The organism is Streptomyces sp. NPDC085937, assembly GCF_044540535.1.
GTDB lineage: Bacteria > Actinomycetota > Actinomycetes > Streptomycetales > Streptomycetaceae > Streptomyces.
Genome location: NZ_JBITSH010000022.1, coordinates 1 through 18,276 on the forward strand (window position 1 = coordinate 1; position 18,276 = coordinate 18,276).

General features: G+C 73.4%; 17 protein-coding genes and 1 pseudogene. 8 read left to right on the plus strand and 10 right to left on the minus strand.

Translation table 11 applies throughout. The features are described from left to right. The 6 genes and pseudogenes from ACIF8S_RS31215 to ACIF8S_RS31240 form a co-directional block, all read right to left on the minus strand. Window positions 1–227, minus strand: a pseudogene (locus ACIF8S_RS31215) (ABC transporter permease); the annotation flags it as partial. A gap of 93 nt (window positions 228–320) precedes the next feature. Continuing rightward, window positions 321–1,193, minus strand: coding sequence for a glycosyltransferase family 2 protein (locus ACIF8S_RS31220; protein WP_400003774.1), 873 nt, complete (start codon window positions 1,191–1,193; stop codon window positions 321–323). An 8-nt stretch (window positions 1,194–1,201) separates the two neighbouring features. Continuing rightward, a complete protein-coding gene (locus ACIF8S_RS31225; protein ID WP_215215677.1) occupies window positions 1,202–1,981 on the minus strand; it encodes a CDP-alcohol phosphatidyltransferase family protein in 780 nt (259 codons plus the stop codon). Then, on the minus strand, window positions 1,959–3,020 hold the full coding sequence (locus ACIF8S_RS31230) for an iron-containing alcohol dehydrogenase family protein (protein WP_400003656.1): 1,062 nt from the start codon (window positions 3,018–3,020) through the stop codon (window positions 1,959–1,961). Before ACIF8S_RS31230 ends, ACIF8S_RS31225 begins: the two co-directional genes overlap by 23 nt. Next, complete coding sequence (locus tag ACIF8S_RS31235; RefSeq protein ID WP_400003658.1) at window positions 3,008–3,760, minus strand: sugar phosphate nucleotidyltransferase; 753 nt, start codon at window positions 3,758–3,760, stop codon at window positions 3,008–3,010. The genes ACIF8S_RS31230 and ACIF8S_RS31235 overlap by 13 nt, the downstream gene beginning before the upstream one ends. Next, a complete protein-coding gene (locus ACIF8S_RS31240) occupies window positions 3,757–5,577 on the minus strand; it encodes a DUF5941 domain-containing protein (protein WP_400003660.1) in 1,821 nt (606 codons plus the stop codon). Before ACIF8S_RS31240 ends, ACIF8S_RS31235 begins: the two co-directional genes overlap by 4 nt. Before the next feature lie 241 nt (window positions 5,578–5,818). On the opposite strand from ACIF8S_RS31240, the gene galE reads away from it, so the two are divergent. From galE to idi, 3 genes are all read left to right on the plus strand, one after another. Further along, entirely contained in the window at window positions 5,819–6,790 is a 972-nt protein-coding gene (gene galE, locus ACIF8S_RS31245) for a UDP-glucose 4-epimerase GalE (RefSeq protein ID WP_400003662.1), read from the plus strand. 130 nt (window positions 6,791–6,920) lie between these two features. Continuing rightward, window positions 6,921–7,859, plus strand: a complete 939-nt coding sequence (locus ACIF8S_RS31250; RefSeq protein ID WP_400003664.1) for a cation diffusion facilitator family transporter — start codon at window positions 6,921–6,923, stop codon at window positions 7,857–7,859. Window positions 7,860–8,205: 346 nt separating this feature from the next. Beyond that, window positions 8,206–8,799 (plus strand): isopentenyl-diphosphate Delta-isomerase, encoded by a 594-nt coding sequence (idi, locus tag ACIF8S_RS31255; protein ID WP_400003666.1) that lies wholly within the window; start codon window positions 8,206–8,208, stop codon window positions 8,797–8,799. 60 nt (window positions 8,800–8,859) lie between these two features. Here the strand turns inward: idi and ACIF8S_RS31260 are convergent, their stop codons facing one another. Continuing rightward, window positions 8,860–9,321, minus strand: coding sequence for an ATP-binding protein (locus tag ACIF8S_RS31260; RefSeq protein WP_349791980.1), 462 nt, complete (start codon window positions 9,319–9,321; stop codon window positions 8,860–8,862). A gap of 185 nt (window positions 9,322–9,506) precedes the next feature. Then, entirely contained in the window at window positions 9,507–10,097 is a 591-nt protein-coding gene (locus tag ACIF8S_RS31265; protein ID WP_400003668.1) for an HdeD family acid-resistance protein, read from the minus strand. 119 nt (window positions 10,098–10,216) lie between these two features. Between ACIF8S_RS31265 and ACIF8S_RS31270 the strand changes: the two genes are divergently transcribed. The 4 genes from ACIF8S_RS31270 to ACIF8S_RS31285 all read left to right on the plus strand — a co-directional run bounded on the left by ACIF8S_RS31270 (window position 10,217) and on the right by ACIF8S_RS31285 (window position 14,472). Then, window positions 10,217–10,972 (plus strand): enoyl-CoA hydratase/isomerase family protein, encoded by a 756-nt coding sequence (locus tag ACIF8S_RS31270; RefSeq protein WP_400003670.1) that lies wholly within the window; start codon window positions 10,217–10,219, stop codon window positions 10,970–10,972. Window positions 10,973–11,214: 242 nt separating this feature from the next. Then, window positions 11,215–11,346: an LPFR motif small protein gene (locus ACIF8S_RS31275; protein WP_252542052.1), complete on the plus strand. Its 132-nt coding sequence runs from the start codon at window positions 11,215–11,217 to the stop codon at window positions 11,344–11,346. Between the two features lie 106 nt (window positions 11,347–11,452). Continuing rightward, a complete protein-coding gene (locus ACIF8S_RS31280) occupies window positions 11,453–13,828 on the plus strand; it encodes a Tex family protein (RefSeq protein ID WP_400003672.1) in 2,376 nt (791 codons plus the stop codon). 86 nt (window positions 13,829–13,914) lie between these two features. Continuing rightward, window positions 13,915–14,472: a putative glycolipid-binding domain-containing protein gene (locus ACIF8S_RS31285; RefSeq protein WP_400003674.1), complete on the plus strand. Its 558-nt coding sequence runs from the start codon at window positions 13,915–13,917 to the stop codon at window positions 14,470–14,472. A 40-nt stretch (window positions 14,473–14,512) separates the two neighbouring features. On the opposite strand, the gene ACIF8S_RS31290 is transcribed toward ACIF8S_RS31285, so the two are convergent. Beyond that, window positions 14,513–16,153, minus strand: coding sequence for an ABC-F family ATP-binding cassette domain-containing protein (locus ACIF8S_RS31290; protein WP_400003676.1), 1,641 nt, complete (start codon window positions 16,151–16,153; stop codon window positions 14,513–14,515). A 51-nt stretch (window positions 16,154–16,204) separates the two neighbouring features. Further along, window positions 16,205–17,227, minus strand: coding sequence for an oxidoreductase (locus ACIF8S_RS31295; protein WP_400003678.1), 1,023 nt, complete (start codon window positions 17,225–17,227; stop codon window positions 16,205–16,207). A 66-nt stretch (window positions 17,228–17,293) separates the two neighbouring features. Between ACIF8S_RS31295 and ACIF8S_RS31300 the strand changes: the two genes are divergently transcribed. Next, window positions 17,294–18,247 (plus strand): FAD-dependent oxidoreductase, encoded by a 954-nt coding sequence (locus ACIF8S_RS31300; RefSeq protein ID WP_400003680.1) that lies wholly within the window; start codon window positions 17,294–17,296, stop codon window positions 18,245–18,247. The last annotated feature ends 29 nt before the right edge of the window (window positions 18,248–18,276 follow it).

The following is an 18,276-nucleotide window of genomic DNA, read 5'->3' on the forward strand; positions in this document are numbered from 1 at the left end:
AGCTGGCCCAGCTTGGCCCTGCTGTACTGGGCGGTGAGCTTGGCCTGCGAGAAGGCCAGGATGAAGTGCCGCCTGCCCCACAGCTGACGGACATACGCGCCGAGAGGCGGCCGGGCACCGCTGACGGACAGCCCGTACTTGGCGGCCAGCTCGGCCGCCGAAAGGCCCTCGTCGGGCGACACGGGCCCGGTCACCGCGACCGTGCCGTCGTGCGTTGTCTCACTCACTGGTGGATAACTTCCGTCCTTGATGTGCGTGGCCCGAGCGGGCCTGCCAGCAGCCTGGACCGGGGTGGGGCCCGGTCCCCGACTCGCAGCTTGTCAGATCACCGGGGGCCGGCCCAGCCGGGTCAGCCGCCACACCGTACGCCACTTCATGGGCCGACGGGGGCCGCAGGGGGTGCTCCACCCCTCGCGGAAGCCGCCGAACCACGCCTTGAGGGCGGGGCCCGAGGGACGGCGCAGCAGGGTCAGCAGCAGCCAGACGCCCAGGTACACCGGGACGAGCGGGGCGGGCAGGTTGCGCCGGGCGAGCCAGACGCGGTTGCGGGCCACCATCCGGTGGTAGACCGCGTGCCGCGAGGGGGCGGTCGTCGGGTGGTACAGCACCATGTCGGACCGGTAGTCGATCATCCAGCCGGCGTCGAGGGCGCGCCAGGCCAGGTCGGTCTCCTCGTGCGCGTAGAAGAACTCGCCGGGCAGACCGCCGACCTCGGCGATGACCTGGGTGCGCACCGCGTTGGCGCCGCCGAGGAAGGTGGTCACGCGGGAGGAGCGCATCGGGTCGGAGGCACGCAACCGCGGCACGTGCCGGCGCTGGGTGACACCGGTGTCCGGGTCGGCGATGCGGAAGCTGATGATGCCGAGCGACGGGTCCTCCGTGAACGCCTTCCGGCACAGCTCGGCGGTGTCGGTGTGGGCGAGCAGGCCGTCGTCGTCGAGGAAGAGCAGGATGTCGACGTCCCGGCCGCTGGGCCCGAAGGCCTCGATGCCGACGTTGCGTCCGCCGGGGATGCCCAGGTTCTCGGGCAGCTCGACGGTCCGTACGCCCTCGGGGACGTCGGGCACGGGTGCGCCGTTGCCGACGACGACGACCTGGACGGGGTCGCCGTCCTGCTTGGCGACCGAGTCGAGCAGGGCACGCAGTTCGTCGGGGCGGTTGCCCATGGTGATGATCACCGCGCCGACCTTCATGCCGGCGCTCACTTCAGCCTGCTGGAGACGAGGATGGACACGAGGTGCAGCACGGTCTGCAGCAGGGCGATGCCGGCCAGGACGGCGGTGCCCAGGCGGGTGAAGAACAGGTCGCCCCGGGCGGAGTCCACGATCGCGAGGACCAGGATCAGCAGGGACGCCTCTATGCCGAGGATCAGCCGGTGGAACTTCAGGGCGGCGGCGGCCCGGCGGGCGAGCGCCATGCCGGAGGAGCGCGGCTCGGCGGCGGACTCCTTCACCGGAGGCAGGCCGTTCTGGTGGCGGGCGACCCCGACCAGGTCGGTCTCCGCCTTCACGAGTATCGCGCCGAGCGCGGCGAGGGTGCCGAGGAAGGCCCACAGCCAGTCGATGCGGCCGGTGCCCCACAGGTCGGCGGCGCGCAGGCCGAGGCCGACCAGCACGGCCGCGTCGGTCAGGTAGGCCCCGACCCGGTCCAGGTAGACCCCGCCGAGCGAGTACTGCTTCCGCCAGCGCGCGATCTCGCCGTCGACACAGTCCAGCAGCAGGTACAGCTGGACCGCGACCACCCCGAGGACCGCGCCCGTGATGCCGGGCACCAGCAGGGCGGGAGCCGCGAGGACGCCGCAGACGGTCATCAGATACGTGAGCTGGTTGGGGGTGACCCGGGTGTTCACCAGGTAGCGGTCCACCCGCAGGGACACCTCACGCATGTAGAGGCGTCCCATCCAGTGCTCACCGCTGCGCCGGTCCTTGACCCCCGCGGGGTGCACGACCGGACGGAGTTCAGCTACCGATGGCCTTGACATAGTCGGCGTAGACGTCCTTGATCTGTTCGGTGGTCAGGGCGAGATGTTCGAGGATGGTGAAGCGGCCGGGGCGGGTCTCGGGGGCGTACTCGACGACGCGGACGAACTCGTCGACGGAGAACCCGATCTCCTCGGGCAGCACCGGCAGCCCGTGCCGGCGCAGGACCCCGGCCATGGCCGCCGACTCCTCGTGCGCGCCGCGCAGGTACATCGCGAAGGCGGCGCCCAGTCCGCACTGCTCGCCGTGGGCGGCGGCGCGCTGCGGGTAGAGCAGGTCGAAGGCGTGGTTGATCTCGTGGCAGGCGCCGGAGGAGGGCCGGGAGTCGCCCGAGACGGACATGGAGATGCCGGTGAGGACCAGCGCCTCGGCCAGTACCTGGAGGAAGCTGTCGTCGTCGACGCCGCCGGGGTGCCGGAGCACGGCCTCGCCGGCCTGGCGGGCCATGGCGGCGGCGAGTCCGTCGACCTTCTCGCCGGTGACGCGGTGGGACAGTTCCCAGTCCGCGACGGCGGAGATGTTGGAGACGACGTCGCCGATGCCGGAGCGCACGAAGCGGACCGGGGCCTCGCGGATGACGTTGAGGTCGATCACGACCGCGATCGGGTTCGGCACGCCGTAGGAGCCGCGGCCGGCGTCGTTGTCGAGGGTCGCCACCGGCGAGCACAGGCCGTCGTGCGCCAGGTTGGTGGCGACCGCGACCAGCGGCAGGCCGACGCGCGCCGAGGCGAACTTGGCGCAGTCGATGATCTTTCCGCCACCGAGGCCGACCACCGCGTCGTAGCGGCCGCCCTGGATGGCGCCCGCCAGCCGGACCGCGTCGTCGATGGTGCCGCCGCCGACCTCGAACCAGTCGGCGCCGGGCAGCGACGGCGCGACGCGGTCGCGCAGCCGGGCGCCGGACCCGCCGCTGACGGCGATGGCGAGCCGGCCGGACTGCGAGATGCGCTCGTCGGCGAGGACGCAGGCCAGGTCGTCGAGGGCGCCGGGGCGGATGTCGACGACGACCGGCGACGGGATGAGCCGGGTCAGTACTGGCACGCGATCTCCCGTCCACGGGCGAGGTCGTCGTGGTTGTCGATCTCGACCCACCGGACGTCACCGATCGGCGCCACGTCGATCCGGAAGCCCCGGTTCACCAGCTCCTGGTAGCCGTCCTCGTAGTACAGCTGGGGATCCCGCTCGAACGTCGTCTTCAGCGCGTCCGCCAGCTCGGCCGCCGCCCCGCCCTCGATCAGCGTCACGCCGATGTACTCACCCGTCGCCTCCGCCGGGTCCATCAGCTTCGTGATCCGCGTCATCCCCTTCTCCGGGTCGACGACGACCTTCATCTCCTCGTCGGCGAGCTTCTTCACCGTGTCCAGCGCCAGGATGATCTTCTTGCCGTCACCCCGCGCGTCCAGCAGCGTCCGCTCCACCGACACCGGGTGCACCGTGTCACCGTTGGCCAGGATCACGCCGTCCTTCAGGGCGTCTCGCGCACACCACAGCGAGTAGGCGTTGTTCCACTCCTCCGCCTTGTCGTTGTCGATCAGCGTCAGCTTCAGCCCGTACGTCGCCTCCAGCGCCGCCCGCCGTTCGTACACGGCCTCCTTGCGGTAGCCGACGACGACACCCACCTCGGTCAGCCCGATCTCCGCGAAGTTCGCCAGCGTGAGGTCGAGGACCGTCGGCTCCCCTTCTATGCCCTCGGGCCCCACCGGCACCAATGCCTTGGGCAGGGTGTCGGTGTACGGGCGCAGACGCCTTCCGGCGCCGGCAGCGAGCACGAGGCCGATCATGCGGGTTCTCCTTCGTCGTGTACGGCGGGCGCGCCACCCTGATGGGCGGCCACCCAGAAGCGGATGCTCTCGGTGAGCACCACGAGAGCCACGGCCACGGCGAGCGCCGTGAGCGCGACGGTGAATCCGGACGCGGTGAGCACGGCCGCCAGCACGGCGACCGCCAGCGTGCGCCCTTCGTGCCCCCCGATCGCCCGCACCAGAAGGCGCGGGGGCGCGCCCGCGTTGCCGCGGATGCGGTAGACCGTGTCGTAGTGATGGTAGGCGACCGCTGACACCAGTCCGTAAGCCGCCGGAAGGGCTCCGTTCACGTCCGCCCGGGCCGCCAGCAGCAGGACCGTGCCGTACTCGGCGGCGCGGAAGAGCGGCGGGACCAGCCAGTCGAGGGGGCCGGTGAGGGGCCGGCGGACGGCGGCGGCCGAGCAGACCACGTAGGCGGCGGCGCCGAGCACGGTCTGCCAGCCGGGGCCCCACACGGCGGCGGTGCCCGTCACCAGGGCCGCGCCGAGGACGGCGGCGACCACGCCGCCGCCGGACCAGGAGACCTTCAGCAGGGTGGCCGCCGGTCCGCTGTCGGCGAGGTCGGCCAGCGCACGCGCCGACCGGACCCTCTCCCGCTCCGGTCCGGCGCCGGCCAGGTCCGCGGCCGGACGGGGCCGCAGCGAGCGCAGGACGCGTCCCGTGGTGGTGTACGCGGCGGCGAAGGCACAGCCCACGAGCAGTGCGTAGAAGGTGATGCGCGGGGTCGTGAAGGCCGTCAGGACGGCGATCAGCGCCCAGCGCTCGCCGATCGGCAGGACGATCATGCGGCGGGCCCAGACGGTCCACCCGACGCGGTCGAGGCGGCCGGACAGGGCGGCGGCGGGGCCGGCCGCGGCGGGTGAGCCGGTCCGGGACTCGGCGAAGGAGAAGTCGACGACGTGCCGGCAGGACTGGAGGATTATGGCGCCGAGCGCCAGGGCCCACACGTCGTCGCCGCCGCGGGCGGCGCCCAGGGCGAGGCCCGCGTAGTAGGCGTACTCCTTGGCCCGGTCGAAGGTCGCGTCGAGCCAGGCGCCCAGCGTGGAGTACCGGAGCGAGTACCGGGCGAGCTGGCCGTCGGCGCAGTCCAGGACGAACGAGGCGAGCAGCAGCACCCCCGCGGCGACGAAACCGGCGCGGGTGCCGGTGGCGGCGCAGCCGGCCGCGACCAGCGCGGTGAGCAGCGAGGCGGTGGTGACCTGATTGGGGGTCAGCCCCCGGCGGGCGCACCAGCGGGCGACGTAGCGCGAGTAGGGGCTGACGCAGTGGGTGGTGAAGAAGCCGTCGCGGGCCTTGACGGCGGAGCGGAGGCGGACGGCCTCCTCGTCCACGGCGGCGACGGCCTGCCGGGCCTCGTTGCGGGCCTGGGGGTCGACGGGCACGAGGGCGACGAGGCTGCCCAGCTCGGGACGGTGCACGTCGGTGTCGAGGGCGGCGACGACCCGGTCCGGGAGGCCCTCCAGGAGGGTGGTGCCGCTGCCCGTCCCCTGGGCGGCGGAGTTCTCCCGGGCCACGGCACGGGTCAGGGTCTGCCGGCCGGGCCCCTGGGCGGTGACGGCGCCCGGGACCGCGGAGACGGGGAAACGGGGGTCGGTCAGGCCGAGGCGCAGGGCGTGCACGTGGCCCACGAACCGGGTGTCCACCAGGGCGACCCGCTGCTCCCCCGGCACCCCGGCGAGCAGCGTCTCGGCCTCGGCCGCGCCGGACGCGGTCCGTACGTCGAAGCCGAGGGAGCGCAGGTCCGCCTCGAGGGGCGAACCGGGGACCGGGGGGCCGGTGAGGATGGCGGTCGGCAACCGAATCTCACTCCCTGGGGGGGCGACGCGTCCACGCCGGTCATGTACATGGTTATGCACCCGTTCGGAGGCATCCGGGCGGCATGTCGGCAGAGGCTATCGGATACACGGAAGCCCGCGTTCACCGACCGTTCGCCGGTCGGATCGACGCGGTTGGCCGACGCCGGTGCCGGGCTCATCATCGTGGATACGGGCCCCGGCTCACAAACCGCGCCGGTCGCTCGCCTTAGGGTGGTCCACCATGACGTGGCTGATCACCGGCGGAGCCGGATACATCGGGGCCCATGTGGTGCGGGCCATGACGGACGCCGGGGAGCGTGTCGTCGTGCTGGACGACCTCTCGGCCGGGGTTCCGGCGCGGCTGCCCGACGGCGTCCCGCTGGTCAAGGGCTCCGCGCTGGACGGTGACCTGTTGACGAAGGCCCTGGCCGAGCACCAGGTGACCGGCGTGCTGCACCTCGCCGCGCGCAAGCAGCCCGGCGAGTCGGTGGCCCAGCCGACCCGGTACTACCGGGAGAACCTGGGCGGCCTCGCCACCCTGCTGGACGCCGTCGCCGAGGCGGGTGTCGCACGCTTCGTCTTCTCCTCGTCCGCGGCCGTGTACGGCGACCCCCACGTGGACCTCATCACCGAGGACACGCCCTGCGTCCCCGTGAACCCCTACGGCGAGACCAAGCTCGCCGGGGAGTGGCTGGTCCGGGCCGCGGGCCGGGCGCACGGCATCGACACGGTGTGCCTGCGCTACTTCAACGTCGCGGGGGCGGCCGTGCCGGAGCTGGCCGACACCGGCGTGTACAACATCGTGCCGATGGTCTTCGACCGGCTCACCCGTGACGAGGCCCCGCGCGTCTTCGGCGACGACTACCCGACCCCGGACGGCACCTGCGTCCGGGACTACATCCACGTGGCCGACCTGGCCGAGGCACACCTCGCGGCGGTCCGCCGGCTGTCCGAGGGCGGGGTGCGGGGCGACCTGACGCTGAACATCGGCCGCGGCGAGGGCGTCTCCGTGCGCGAGCTGATCACGGTCATCGGGGAGGTCACCGGCGACACCCGGAGTGCCGTCGTCGAGCCCCGGCGTCCCGGCGACCCGCCCCGCGCGGTGGCCTCGGCGGCCCTCGCGGCCGAGCGCCTCGGCTGGTCCGCGCGCCGTTCGGTGCGGGAGATGGTCGAGTCCGCCTGGCAGGGCTGGCAGCTTCTGCAGCACGCCTGAGGCGCCTGACCTGCGGATCGTTTCCGCAGGTCAGGGCACATGACAACGGTGTTCAGTGCCGCGTTGCCCCACCCCCCTGCCGCGTAGTTCACTGTGGTCCGGACGGCAGCGACGAAGGGCGGCGGAGGGCATGGGGGCAGGCCACGATCACGGGCACGCGCACGGCGTCCCGGCCGGCGGTACGGCATCCGCGGCCTACCGCGGCAGGCTGCGGGTCGCGCTGGGGATCACGATCGGCGTCATGGTGGTCCAGATCGTCGGCGGTCTGCTCGCCGACTCGCTCGCGCTGGTCGCGGACTCGGCCCACATGGCGACCGACGCCCTGGGCCTGGGGATGGCCCTGCTCGCCATCCATTTCGCGAGCCGCCCGCCCAGCGAGCGGCGCACGTTCGGGCTGGCCCGCGCGGAGATCCTCGCGGCGCTGGCCAACTGCGTGCTGCTGCTCGGCGTGGGCGGCTACGTGCTCTACGAGGCGATCCAGCGGTTCGTCACCCCGGCGGCCACCGAGGGCGGCCTGGCGGCGGTGTTCGGCGCGATCGGCCTGGCCGCCAACCTGGTGTCGCTGTCCCTGCTGATGCGGGGCCAGAAGGAAAGCCTGAACGTGCGCGGCGCCTTCCTGGAGGTGGCGGCGGACGCGCTCGGCTCGGTCACGGTGATCCTGTCGTCCCTGGTGATCGTCACCACCGGCTGGACGGCCGCCGACCCGATCGCCTCTCTGGTGATCGCACTGATGATCGTGCCCCGCACCCTGAAGCTGCTGCGCGAGACCCTCGACGTGCTGCTGGAGGCGGCGCCCAAGGGCGTGGACATGGCGCAGGTGCGGGCGCACATCCTGGACACGCCGGGCGTGGAGGACGTGCACGACCTGCACGCCTGGACGATCACCTCGGGGATGCCCGTGCTCTCCGCGCACGTGGTGGTCAGCGCAGACACCCTGAACGCCATCGGGCACGAGAAGATGCTGCACGAGCTGCAGGGGTGTCTGGGCGACCACTTCGACGTGCAGCACTGCACCTTCCAGCTGGAGCCCAGCGGGCACGCCGAGCACGAGGCGCGCCTGTGCCATTGAGGACGCGTGCGGGAGACCGAAGGCGCGTGCGGGAGATCGACGGCGCGTCCGAGCCGCTGGAGGCGCGTCCGCGCTCTTGAAGGGGCGTGAAAGCTCCCGGACGCGCCAATGCGCCGGGGAACGCAGCCTTCCGCCCCCGTGCCGGCGTCCGCTCCCTTCGACCGGCGCGCGGGACGCGCATGTCCGCCGCCCGGCACGGGCACGATCAGCCCGGGTCCGGTGGCGCCCGGCAGCCGGTACGACCGTCCGTGCCGCCGGGGGCGGGACATGCGGGGGAGGACCGGAGTGCCGGGAGTGCCGGATTCGTGCGGCAGACTTGGGCATGAACACCGAGTGAAGGATGGGTATGCCGATCACACCTGCCACCGCGACGAACAGCCCGTCGAGCGGCACCGCCGAGCCGATTTTGCTGGAACTGGTCGACGAGGACGGCGCGACGATCGGCACCGCGGAGAAGCTCGCCGCCCATCAGCCGCCGGGACGGCTGCACCGGGCGTTCTCGGTGTTCCTGTTCGACGAGCGCGGACGGCTGCTGCTGCAGCAGCGGGCGCTCGGCAAGTACCACTCCCCCGGTGTGTGGTCCAACACCTGCTGCGGCCACCCCTACCCCGGTGAGGCGCCGTTCGCGGCGGCGGCCCGGCGGACGTACGAGGAGCTCGGGGTGTCGCCCTCGCTGATGGCCGAGGCGGGCACGGTCCGCTACAACCACCCGGACCCGGCCTCGGGCCTGGTGGAGCAGGAGTTCAACCACCTCTTCGTCGGCATGGTGCAGGCGCCGGTGCAGCCCGAGGAGCAGGAAGTGGCCGCCACCGTGTTCGTGACGCCGCAGGAGCTGGCGGAGCGGCACGCGAAGGACACCTTCTCGGCCTGGTTCATGACCGTGCTGGACGCGGCCCGCCCGGCGGTACGGGAGCTGACGGGGCCGTCGGCCGGCTGGTGACGGCGGCGCGGTGCCGCGTTCCCGTCCTCTCCGGGCGAGGCGCCGCGCGCCCGGCGCGCGCTAGTAGGTCTGCGCGGGCTTGAGCGGGAGGGCGGCCCAGATGACCTTGCCGCCGGTCGCCGTGTGCTCCACCTCGCAGGCCCCGCCGGCCTCCCGGGCGATCTCCCGTACAAGGAGCAGTCCGCGGCCGCCGAGGCGGCCGTAGTCGTTCTCCAGGGCGGTGGGGCGGTAGGGGTGGTTGTCCTCCACGGACACCCGGACCCACTCGGCGCCCACCGCGACCTCGACGGCGAGCATCGGGGACAGCAGCGCCGCGTGTTTCACGGCGTTGGTGACCAGCTCGGAGACGATCAGCAGCAGTCCCTGCACCACGTCGTCCGCGACCGGCACCCCCTGCCGCAGCAGCAGGTCCCGCACGGCGTGCCGGGCCTGTGGCACCGAGGCGTCCACGGCAGGGGCGGTGAACCGCCAGACACCTTCGTACGGCAGCGGGTCGCCACCCTCACGCTCGATTGTCACCACACGTCGAGTGTTGGGACCGAGTGCCTCCGACCCTCCCCGCTGAACACAAGTCAGCGGATATCGAACGTTTCCGACCGTTCACGCTCGGCGCGGTCGGGTGCAGGATCGTTCCGGCCCGGTTCGTGCCGGGTTTGGGGCACTCTTCCGTCCGTACCGGGCCGAGGGCGCCGTCGGCCCGCGTACGGCTAGCGGCCGGCGACCATGCCGACGACGCGGCGGCCGCCGTAGCCGGTGGCGATCAGACCCAGCCCGTCGAACAGCAGGGACAGCGAGAAGAACGTACCGATGACGTACTGGCTGCTGCTCGGCCAGGTGGCCAGCACCAGGATGCCGAGGAGCAGCCCGAAGGCGCCCTGCACCAGGGTCCAGCCGAACTGCGGACCGCGTACCACCAGGCTGCCGACCAGCCGGAACACCCCGCCGGTGAGGAACAGCAGTGCCGCGAACATGGTCAGCGCCTCGGCCGCCGCCTCCGGGGTCTTGATGACCACCACCCCGGCCGCGATGTTCAGGGCCGCGACGACGACGCCCAGCCAGAAGAAGCTCGTCTGCCGCGCCTGCACCGCGTGCAGCAGTCCGACGAGGCCGCCGACCAGCAGCAGCCAGCCGAACAGCAGCATCGTGGTCAGCGTGGCCACGGCGGTGTACACCAGGCCGATCAGCCCGGCGACGACCAGGATCACTCCCAGCACGGCGATCCAGCCGAAGCCACGGTTCAGCTTGGCCGCGTCACCCTGCCGCCCTGCGGTCCCGGCGGACCTGGCCGACCTGGCCATACCTGCCTCCCGGAGTCGGTCCCCCTTCCCGTCCCCGTGTCCCCCTCCCGCGCCGGTCGTAACCGGTCGCGAGGCGCCCGGCGACGGGGGCCGTGACCGGGGCGGATAGCATCCGGCGCATGGAGCCGCAGCTGCTGCACAGCGTCACCGACCCGGTCGCCACGGTCGTCATCAGCCACCCCGCGAAACGCAACGCGATGACGGCCGCGATGTGGGCGGCCCTGCCGCCGCTGCTCGGTTCCCTGGCCGCCGACCCGCGGGTGCGGGCGCTGGTGCTGACCGGGGACGGCGGCACCTTCTGCGCCGGGGCGGACATCTCCACGCTCCAGGGCTCCCAGCTGGAGGCGCAGCGGCTGGCCGTGGAGGCGGAGGAGGCGCTCGCCGCCTTCCCCAAGCCGACCCTGGCCGCCGTGCGCGGCCACTGCGTGGGCGGCGGCGCGCAGCTGGCGGCTGCCTGCGACCTGCGGTTCGCCGAGGAAGGGACGCGGTTCGGGGTGACCCCGGCGAAGCTCGGCATCGTCTACCCGTCCTCCGCCACCCGGCGGCTGGTGTCGCTGGTGGGTCCGGCCACCGCGAAGTACCTCCTGTTCTCCGGCGAGCTGATCGGCACGGAACGGGCGCTGCGCACCGGCCTGGTGGACGAGGTGCTGCCCGCGGGCGCCCTGGACGCGCGGGTCGCGGAGTTCACCGCGGTGCTGGCGTCCCGCTCGCAGCTGACGCAGGCCGCGGCGAAGGAGTTCGCCGACGGCCGCACCGACCGGGACGACCACTGGCACAAGGTGGCCTCCGCGAGCGACGACACCGCGGAGGGCGTCACGGCGTTCCTGGAGCGCCGGGCGCCACGGTTCACGTGGAGCCCGTCCACGTCGGGCTGAACCCGGCTGACGGGCGCGGAACTCCTCGACGAGGTACGCGGGGGCCTCGTGCGGGAGCCCGCGTGGTGTGCCGCTCGCCCCCCCCCGCGTGCGGCTCCCCTGACGACCGCGAACGACGGGTTTCCCGCCTTCTCCGCCATGCGAGAGCGCGCGGCGTTCTTGCGGCGGGTGCATGTTGAAGCGTGGACGAGGTACCCGCAGGGGGTCCGGCCGGACGGGTCGGAGTACGAAAGGGGAGAAACGTGTTCCGTGCCATCGCAGACGTCCTGCGCCAGATCGGCGGCGCCGTCGCCACCGTCGTGACCCTGCCGTTCCGGGCGCTCGCCCGGCTGTTCGGCGGTGCCTCGTCCTCCGCGCACGGCCGTCGCGCCTGAGTGACGCCCGTGGGGTGTCCGGGCGCGTCGCCGCCCTGATCCCCGATTGTCGTCGTCACCTGCCACAATTGCCGCGCAACCTCAGTGGAGAAGGCGGTACGGGAACGTGACGACACCCTTCGCAGGGTCCATCGAAGGCAGGATCGCCGAGGAACTCGGCGTACGGGAGCGGCAGGTCAAGGCCGCCGTGGAACTGCTCGACGGCGGTTCGACGGTGCCCTTCATCGCCCGCTACCGCAAGGAAGCGACCGAGATGCTCGACGACGCGCAGCTGCGCACGCTCGAGGAGCGGCTGCGCTACCTGCGGGAGCTGGAGGAGCGTCGCACCGCGATCCTCGACTCGGTGCGCGAGCAGGGCAAGCTGACCGAGGAGCTCGAGGCCCGGATCCGGGGCGCGGAGACCAAGGCGCGCCTGGAGGACATCTACCTCCCCTTCAAGCCCAAGCGGCGCACCAAGGCGCAGATCGCCCGCGAGGCCGGGCTGGAGCCGCTGGCGGAGGGGCTGCTCGCCGATCCCGGTGTCGAGCCCCTCGCCGCGGCCGCCGCCTTCGTGGACGCGGAGAAGGGCGTGGCCGATCCGCAGGCCGCGCTGGACGGCGCGCGGGCCATCCTGACCGAGCGGTTCTCCGAGGACGCCGACCTGATCGGCGAGCTGCGCGAGCGCATGTGGGTGCGCGGGCGGCTGGCGGCCAAGGTGCGGGAGGGCAAGGAGGAGGCGGGCGCCAAGTTCGCCGACTACTTCGACTTCGCCGAGCCGTTCACCGCGCTGCCCTCGCACCGGATCCTGGCCATGCTGCGGGGTGAGAAGGAGGAGGTCCTCGACCTCGTCCTGGAGCCCGAGGAGCCCACCGACGGCCCCTCGTCGTACGAGGGCGTCGTCGCGCACCGGTTCGGGATCGCCGACCGTGGGCGTCCGGGCGACAAGTGGCTGCGGGACACCGTGCGCTGGGCCTGGCGGACCCGCATCCTGGTGCACCTGGGCATCGACATCCGGCTCCGGCTGCGCACCGAGGCCGAGGACGAGGCGGTGCGGGTGTTCGCGGCGAACCTGCGCGACCTGCTGCTGGCCGCCCCGGCGGGCACCCGCGCGACGCTCGGCCTGGACCCCGGTTTCCGTACGGGCGTGAAGGTCGCCGTGGTCGACGCGACCGGCAAGGTCGTCGCCACGGACGTGATCCACCCGCACGTCCCGGCGAACCGGTGGGACGAGGCGATCGCCAAGCTGGCCCGGCTGGCGAAGGAGCACGCGGTCGAGCTGATCGCCATCGGCAACGGCACCGCGTCCCGTGAGACCGACAAGCTCGCCGGGGAACTCATCGCCAAGCATCCCGAGCTGAAGCTGACCAAGGTGATGGTGTCCGAGGCGGGCGCCTCCGTGTACTCGGCGTCCGCGTTCGCCTCGCAGGAGCTTCCCGGCATGGACGTGTCGCTGCGCGGCGCGGTGTCCATCGCGCGCCGGCTGCAGGACCCGCTGGCCGAGCTGGTGAAGATCGACCCCAAGTCGATCGGAGTCGGTCAGTACCAGCACGACCTGTCCGAGGTGAAGCTGTCGCGTTCGCTGGACGCGGTGGTGGAGGACTGCGTGAACGGCGTGGGCGTGGACGTCAACACCGCGTCGGCGCCGCTGCTCGCCCGGGTCTCCGGCATCTCCTCCGGGCTGGCCGAGAACATCGTGGCGCACCGCGACTCCAACGGGCCGTTCAAGAGCCGCTCCCAGCTGAAGAAGGTGGCCCGGCTCGGCCCCAAGGCGTACGAGCAGTGCGCGGGCTTCCTGCGCATCCGCGGCGGCGACGACCCGCTGGACGCGTCCAGCGTGCACCCCGAGGCGTACCCGGTGGTGCGGCGGATGGTGAAGACCACCGGCCAGGAGGTCGCCTCGCTGGTCGGCAACACGGCGGTGCTGCGCTCGCTCAGGCCGCAGGAGTTCGTGGACGACACGTTCGGTCTGCCGACGGTGTCGGACATCCTCAAGGAGCTGGAGAAGCCGGGCCGCGACCCGCGTCCGGCGTTCAGGACCGCCGCCTTCAAGGAGGGCGTGGAGAAGATCTCCGACCTGTCCTCCGGGATGGTGCTGGAGGGCGTGGTCACCAACGTCGCCGCGTTCGGCGCGTTCGTCGACGTCGGTGTCCACCAGGACGGCCTGGTGCACGTCTCCGCGATGTCGAAGACGTACGTCAAGGATCCGCGGGACGTTGTCAAGCCGGGCGACATCGTCAAGGTCAAGGTGCTGGACGTCGACATCCCGCGCAAGCGGATCTCGCTGACGCTGCGGCTGGACGACGAGGCCGCGCCGCAGGGCCAGGCGCCCGGCGGCGACCGTGAGCGCAGGCAGCGCGGCGGCCGTCCGCCGCAGCAGCGCCAGGCCCGCGGGGGCGGCGGCGGGGGCGGCGGTTCCCGCCAGGCGTCCGCTCCGGCCAACAGCGCGATGGCCGACGCGCTGCGCCGGGCCGGCCTGGTCGACCCGAAGAGCGGCCGCCGCTGAACCGTACGCCGGGCCCGTGTCCCCCCTTTCCCGGGGACGACACGGGCCCGGTGTGTTTCTCGCGGCCGGCCCGTGCCGCTCGTAGGGTGCCGGCATCGCGGGTCATCACGTGGGAGGTCACGGCGAGCGGCGGGTACGAGACCGCCTGGGCCGAGCTCGACGGGGACGGCCTGCGGGCCCGCGGGCGGGCCGTCGGGACGCTTCCGGAGCCGTACTGGATCACCTACGAGCTCGTGACCGGGGACGCGTACGTCACCCGTCGGCTGACGGTGACGGCCGAGGACGCGTCCGGCGGCCGCTCGCTGGACCTGCGGCACGACGGCCGGGGCGGCTGGACCGCAGACGGGGAGCCGATCGGCGCCCTGGACGGTGCCCTCGACTGCGACCTGGGCCTGTGCCCGCTCACGAACACCATGCCGGTGCCGCGGCACGGCCTGCACCGCGCCCCTGGCGGACGGGAGTTCCTGATGGCGTGGGTGTCCGTGCCCGGCCTGGAGGTCGTGCCGTCGCGGCAGACGTACACGCACCTCGGGCCCCGGCGCGTGCGGTACGCCTCCGGGGACTTCCGCAGCGATCTGATCTTCGACGAGGACGGCTGTGTCGTCGACCACCCGCACCTGGCGCGGCGGGTGGCGGCCCGCTGAGTCCCGTCCGCCGCGGGGCACGGAGGCCGCCCGACGGGCTCTAGTGTTCGGTCACCTTGCCGTCGGTGACGTGCAGGCGGCGGGTGACGTGGACGGCGTCCAGCATCCGCCGGTCGTGGGTGACCAGCAGCAAGGTGCCCCGGTAGGCGTCGAGGGCGGCCTCCAGCTGTTCGATGGCCGGCAGGTCCAGGTGGTTGGTGGGCTCGTCGAGGACCAGGAGGTTGACGCCGCGGCCCTGGAGCAGGGCGAGGGCCGCGCGGGTGCGCTCGCCCGGTGACAGGGTGGCCGCGGGCCGCAGGACGTGGCCGGCCTTGAGGCCGAACTTGGCGAGCAGCGTGCGGATGTCGGCCGGTTCGAGGTCCGGGACCGCCGGGCGGAAGGCGTCCAGCAGGGTTTCCGGTCCGTGGAACAGCGCGCGGGCCTGGTCGACCTCGCCGAGCAGCACGCCCGATCCCAGGGCGGCGTGTCCGGCGTCGAGCGGTACGCGGCCCAGCAGGGCGCCGAGCAGCGTCGACTTGCCCGCGCCGTTCGCGCCGGTCACCGCGACCCGGTCCGCCCAGTCGATCTGCAGCGACACCGGCCCGAGGGTGAAGCCGCTACGGCGCACCTCGGCGTCGCGCAGGGCGGCGACCACCGCGCCGGAGCGCGGGGCGGCCGCGATCTCCATGCGCAGTTCCCACTCCTTGCGCGGCTCGTCGACGACCTCCAGGCGCTCGATCATGCGCTGCGTCTGGCGGGCCTTGGCGGCCTGCTTCTCGCCGGCCTCGCTGCGGAACTTGCGGCCGATCTTGTCGTTGTCGTTGCCCGCCTTGCGGCGCGCGTTCTTCACGCCCTTGTCCATCCAGGCGCGCTGCGTCTGCGCCCGGTCCTGCAGGGCGGCCCGCTTGTCGGCGTACTCCTCGTACTCGTCGCGCGCGTGCCGGCGGGCCACGTCACGCTCCTCCAGGTAGGCCTCGTAGCCGCCCCCGTAGAGGTTGATCTCGTTCTGGGCGAGGTCGAGTTCGAGGACCTTGGTGACCGTGCGGGTGAGGAACTCGCGGTCGTGGCTGACGACGACGGTCCCGGCGCGCAGCCCGCCCACGAACCGTTCCAGGCGTTCCAGCCCGTCGAGGTCGAGGTCGTTGGTCGGCTCGTCGAGCAGGAAGACGTCGTAGCGGGACAGCAGGAGGGAGGCGAGTCCGGCGCGGGCCGCCTGGCCGCCGGAGAGCGCGGTCATCGGCCGGTCGAGGCCGACGTCCAGGCCGAGGTCCGCGGCGACCTCCTCGGCGCGGTCGTCCAGGTCGGCGCCGCCCAGCGCCAGCCAGCGTTCGAGGGCGGTCGCATAGGCGTCGTCCGCGCCGGGGGCGCCGTCGACCAGCGCCTGGGTCGCCTCGTCCATGGCGCGCTGGGCCTCGGTGACGCCGGTGCGGCGGGCGAGGAACGCCCGTACGGTCTCGTCGGGGCGCCGCTCCGGTTCCTGCGGGAGGTGGCCGACGGTGGCGGTGGGCGGGGAGAGGCGCAGCTCGCCCTCCTCGGGGGCGGTCAGGCCGGCGAGCAGGCGCAGCAGGGTGGACTTGCCGGCGCCGTTGGCGCCGACCAGGCCGATCACGTCACCGGGCGCGACGACCAGGTCGAGCCCGGTGAACAGGGAGCGGTCGCCGTGCCCGGCGGCGAGGTTCTTGGCGACGAGGGTGGCAGTCATCAGACCGCCGATAGTAGGGCCTGCCCCGGGCGCCGGGCCGCGAGGGTGCGGTCAGGGGCGGGCCGTTGCGACCAGCACCGTTCCCGCGGTGCGCGCCACGACGTACGCCTCCCCCTTGACCGCCGGGGCGTCCAGCGGGACGCGGTGCCGGCCCGGTGCGAGGACCCCGTCGAAGAGGTCCCGGCTGCGGGCGCGGGAGAGGCGGTCGATCCGGTGGGCGGTGAGCCGGACGCGGCAGGCGGAGACGACCTCGAACTCCGCGGTGGAGCCGGTCACGGTGAGGCCGGTGAGGCGCCGGCGGTCGCCCCGGCCGGCCTCCAGGGCCTGTTCGGTCTGGGCGACCAGCAGCGGTACGACGGGGGCGAGTGCGTCGACGCAGGGCACCTCGGCCCCGGCGCCGGCCAGGACGCGGCGCACGGTGTCGCGTTCGCGGGCGGGGACCGCCCGGCCGAACAGCACGGCGCCGTACGCGCGCAGTTCGTCGGCGGGGACGCCGTCGGCGCTCTGGGTGATGTCGGCGCCGATGCCGATGGTGCGCAGCGCTGCGGCCAGCCGGGCGAGCAGGGCGGCGCGGGCGCCGATGAGCAGGACGCGGCGGCGGCTGCCCGGGAGGTCGCCGTCCAGGAGGGCGGAGAGGGCCGCGCGGTACTCGGGCCCGCGGAAGCGGAACGGGCCCATGCCGTGGTAGCCGTTGCGTTCCAGGTCGGCGTCCTGTGCGGTCTGCCAGGCGAAGTCCCGCCAGATGACGTCCTCGCCGTCGCGCTCGATCACCGCGGTCACGGCGCCGCAGGCGATGTCCTCGCACTCGGGGCAGCCGTAGACGACGTACCGGCCGCCGGGCAGGGGTGCCCCGGTCTCCAGCAGCAGCGCCCGGACCTGAGCGGTGAACAGGGACGGCGGGACGTCGGAGGCGAGCGGGGAGACGGCGTCGAGGTCGGACAGGCGGTACAGCAGCGGGCGTCCGTCGACGACGAAGTCGACGAAGTCGCGGTGCACCTGGTAGTCACCGCCGGCGAGGAGGCCCCCGGCCCGGGTCGCCGGCGCCAGGCCGAAGGTCGCGTACTCGGCAGACATGCCGTGAGTATTCCCACCCGGGAGCGGACCCGAGCACGGCCGGGCACATCCGCTAACGTCCGCCGGATGGGAAGCGAAGCGAACAGCGGTGTCGTGGTGGTCGGCGGCGGGGTCGTCGGGCTGAGCACGGCGGTGGTCCTCGCCGAGCGGGGCGTACGGGTACGGCTGTGGACGCGGGACCCGGTCGAGGGCACCACCTCGGCGGTCGCGGGCGCCCTGTGGTGGCCGTACCGCATCGATCCCCCGGAGTCGGCGCGGGCGTGGGCGCTGCGGTCGCTGGAGGTGTACGAGGAGCTGGCGCTGCGCCCGGAGGCCACGGGCGTACGGATGGTCGAGGGAGTACTCGGCGAGATGCCGATGGACGAGGTGGGCCCGTGGGCCGCCGCGCGGCTGCCGGGGCTGCGTCCGGTGACGGAGGCGGAGTACCCGGGCGGGTGGGGGCTGTGGGCCCGGCTGCCGCTGCTCGACATGGCGGCCCATCTGCCGTATCTGCGCGAACGGTTGACGGCGGCGGGCGGCACGGTGGAGACGCGCGCGGTGACGGACCTGGCGGAGGCGGACGCCCCGGTGGTGGTCAACTGCACGGGCCTGGCCGCCCGGGAGCTGGTGCCGGATGCCTCGGTGCGGCCGGTGCGGGGGCAGTTGGTGGTCGTGGAGAACCCGGGCATCCGCACCTGGATGGTCACCGAGGGCAAGGACGGCTCGATGGCGTACTTCTTCCCGCAGCCCGGCCGGCTGGTGCTGGGCGGGACGGCCGAGGAGGACGTGTGGTCCGACAGTCCGGACCCGGCGGTGGCCGAGGCGATCGTGCGGCGGTGCGCGGCGTTGCGTCCGGAGATCGCCGACGCCCGGGTGCTGGAACATCGGGTGGGCCTGCGCCCCGCGCGGGACGCGGTCCGTCTCGAACGCACCCGGCTGCCCGACGGGCGGACGCTGGTGCACAACTACGGCCACGGCGGCGCGGGCGTCACCGTGGCCTGGGGGTGTGCGCGTCGGGCGGCGGAGCTGGCGACGGAGTGAAGTGCGCGGGGCGGGCTTCCCGTCAGGGT

What these genes read in the sequence shown, in the direction of transcription:
- ACIF8S_RS31220 (WP_400003774.1), bottom strand. Translation starts at nt 1,193, where the DNA reads ATGAAGGTCGGCGCGGTGATCATCACCATGGGCAACCGCCCCGACGAA.
- ACIF8S_RS31225 (WP_215215677.1), bottom strand. Translation starts at nt 1,981, where the DNA reads ATGTCAAGGCCATCGGTAGCTGAACTCCGTCCGGTCGTGCACCCCGCG.
- ACIF8S_RS31235 (WP_400003658.1), bottom strand. Translation starts at nt 3,760, where the DNA reads ATGATCGGCCTCGTGCTCGCTGCCGGCGCCGGAAGGCGTCTGCGCCCG.
- galE (WP_400003662.1), top strand. Translation starts at nt 5,819, where the DNA reads ATGACGTGGCTGATCACCGGCGGAGCCGGATACATCGGGGCCCATGTG.
- ACIF8S_RS31250 (WP_400003664.1), top strand. Translation starts at nt 6,921, where the DNA reads ATGGGGGCAGGCCACGATCACGGGCACGCGCACGGCGTCCCGGCCGGC.
- idi (WP_400003666.1), top strand. Translation starts at nt 8,206, where the DNA reads ATGCCGATCACACCTGCCACCGCGACGAACAGCCCGTCGAGCGGCACC.
- ACIF8S_RS31265 (WP_400003668.1), bottom strand. Translation starts at nt 10,097, where the DNA reads ATGGCCAGGTCGGCCAGGTCCGCCGGGACCGCAGGGCGGCAGGGTGAC.
- ACIF8S_RS31270 (WP_400003670.1), top strand. Translation starts at nt 10,217, where the DNA reads ATGGAGCCGCAGCTGCTGCACAGCGTCACCGACCCGGTCGCCACGGTC.
- ACIF8S_RS31290 (WP_400003676.1), bottom strand. Translation starts at nt 16,153, where the DNA reads ATGACTGCCACCCTCGTCGCCAAGAACCTCGCCGCCGGGCACGGCGAC.
- ACIF8S_RS31295 (WP_400003678.1), bottom strand. Translation starts at nt 17,227, where the DNA reads ATGTCTGCCGAGTACGCGACCTTCGGCCTGGCGCCGGCGACCCGGGCC.
- ACIF8S_RS31300 (WP_400003680.1), top strand. Translation starts at nt 17,294, where the DNA reads ATGGGAAGCGAAGCGAACAGCGGTGTCGTGGTGGTCGGCGGCGGGGTC.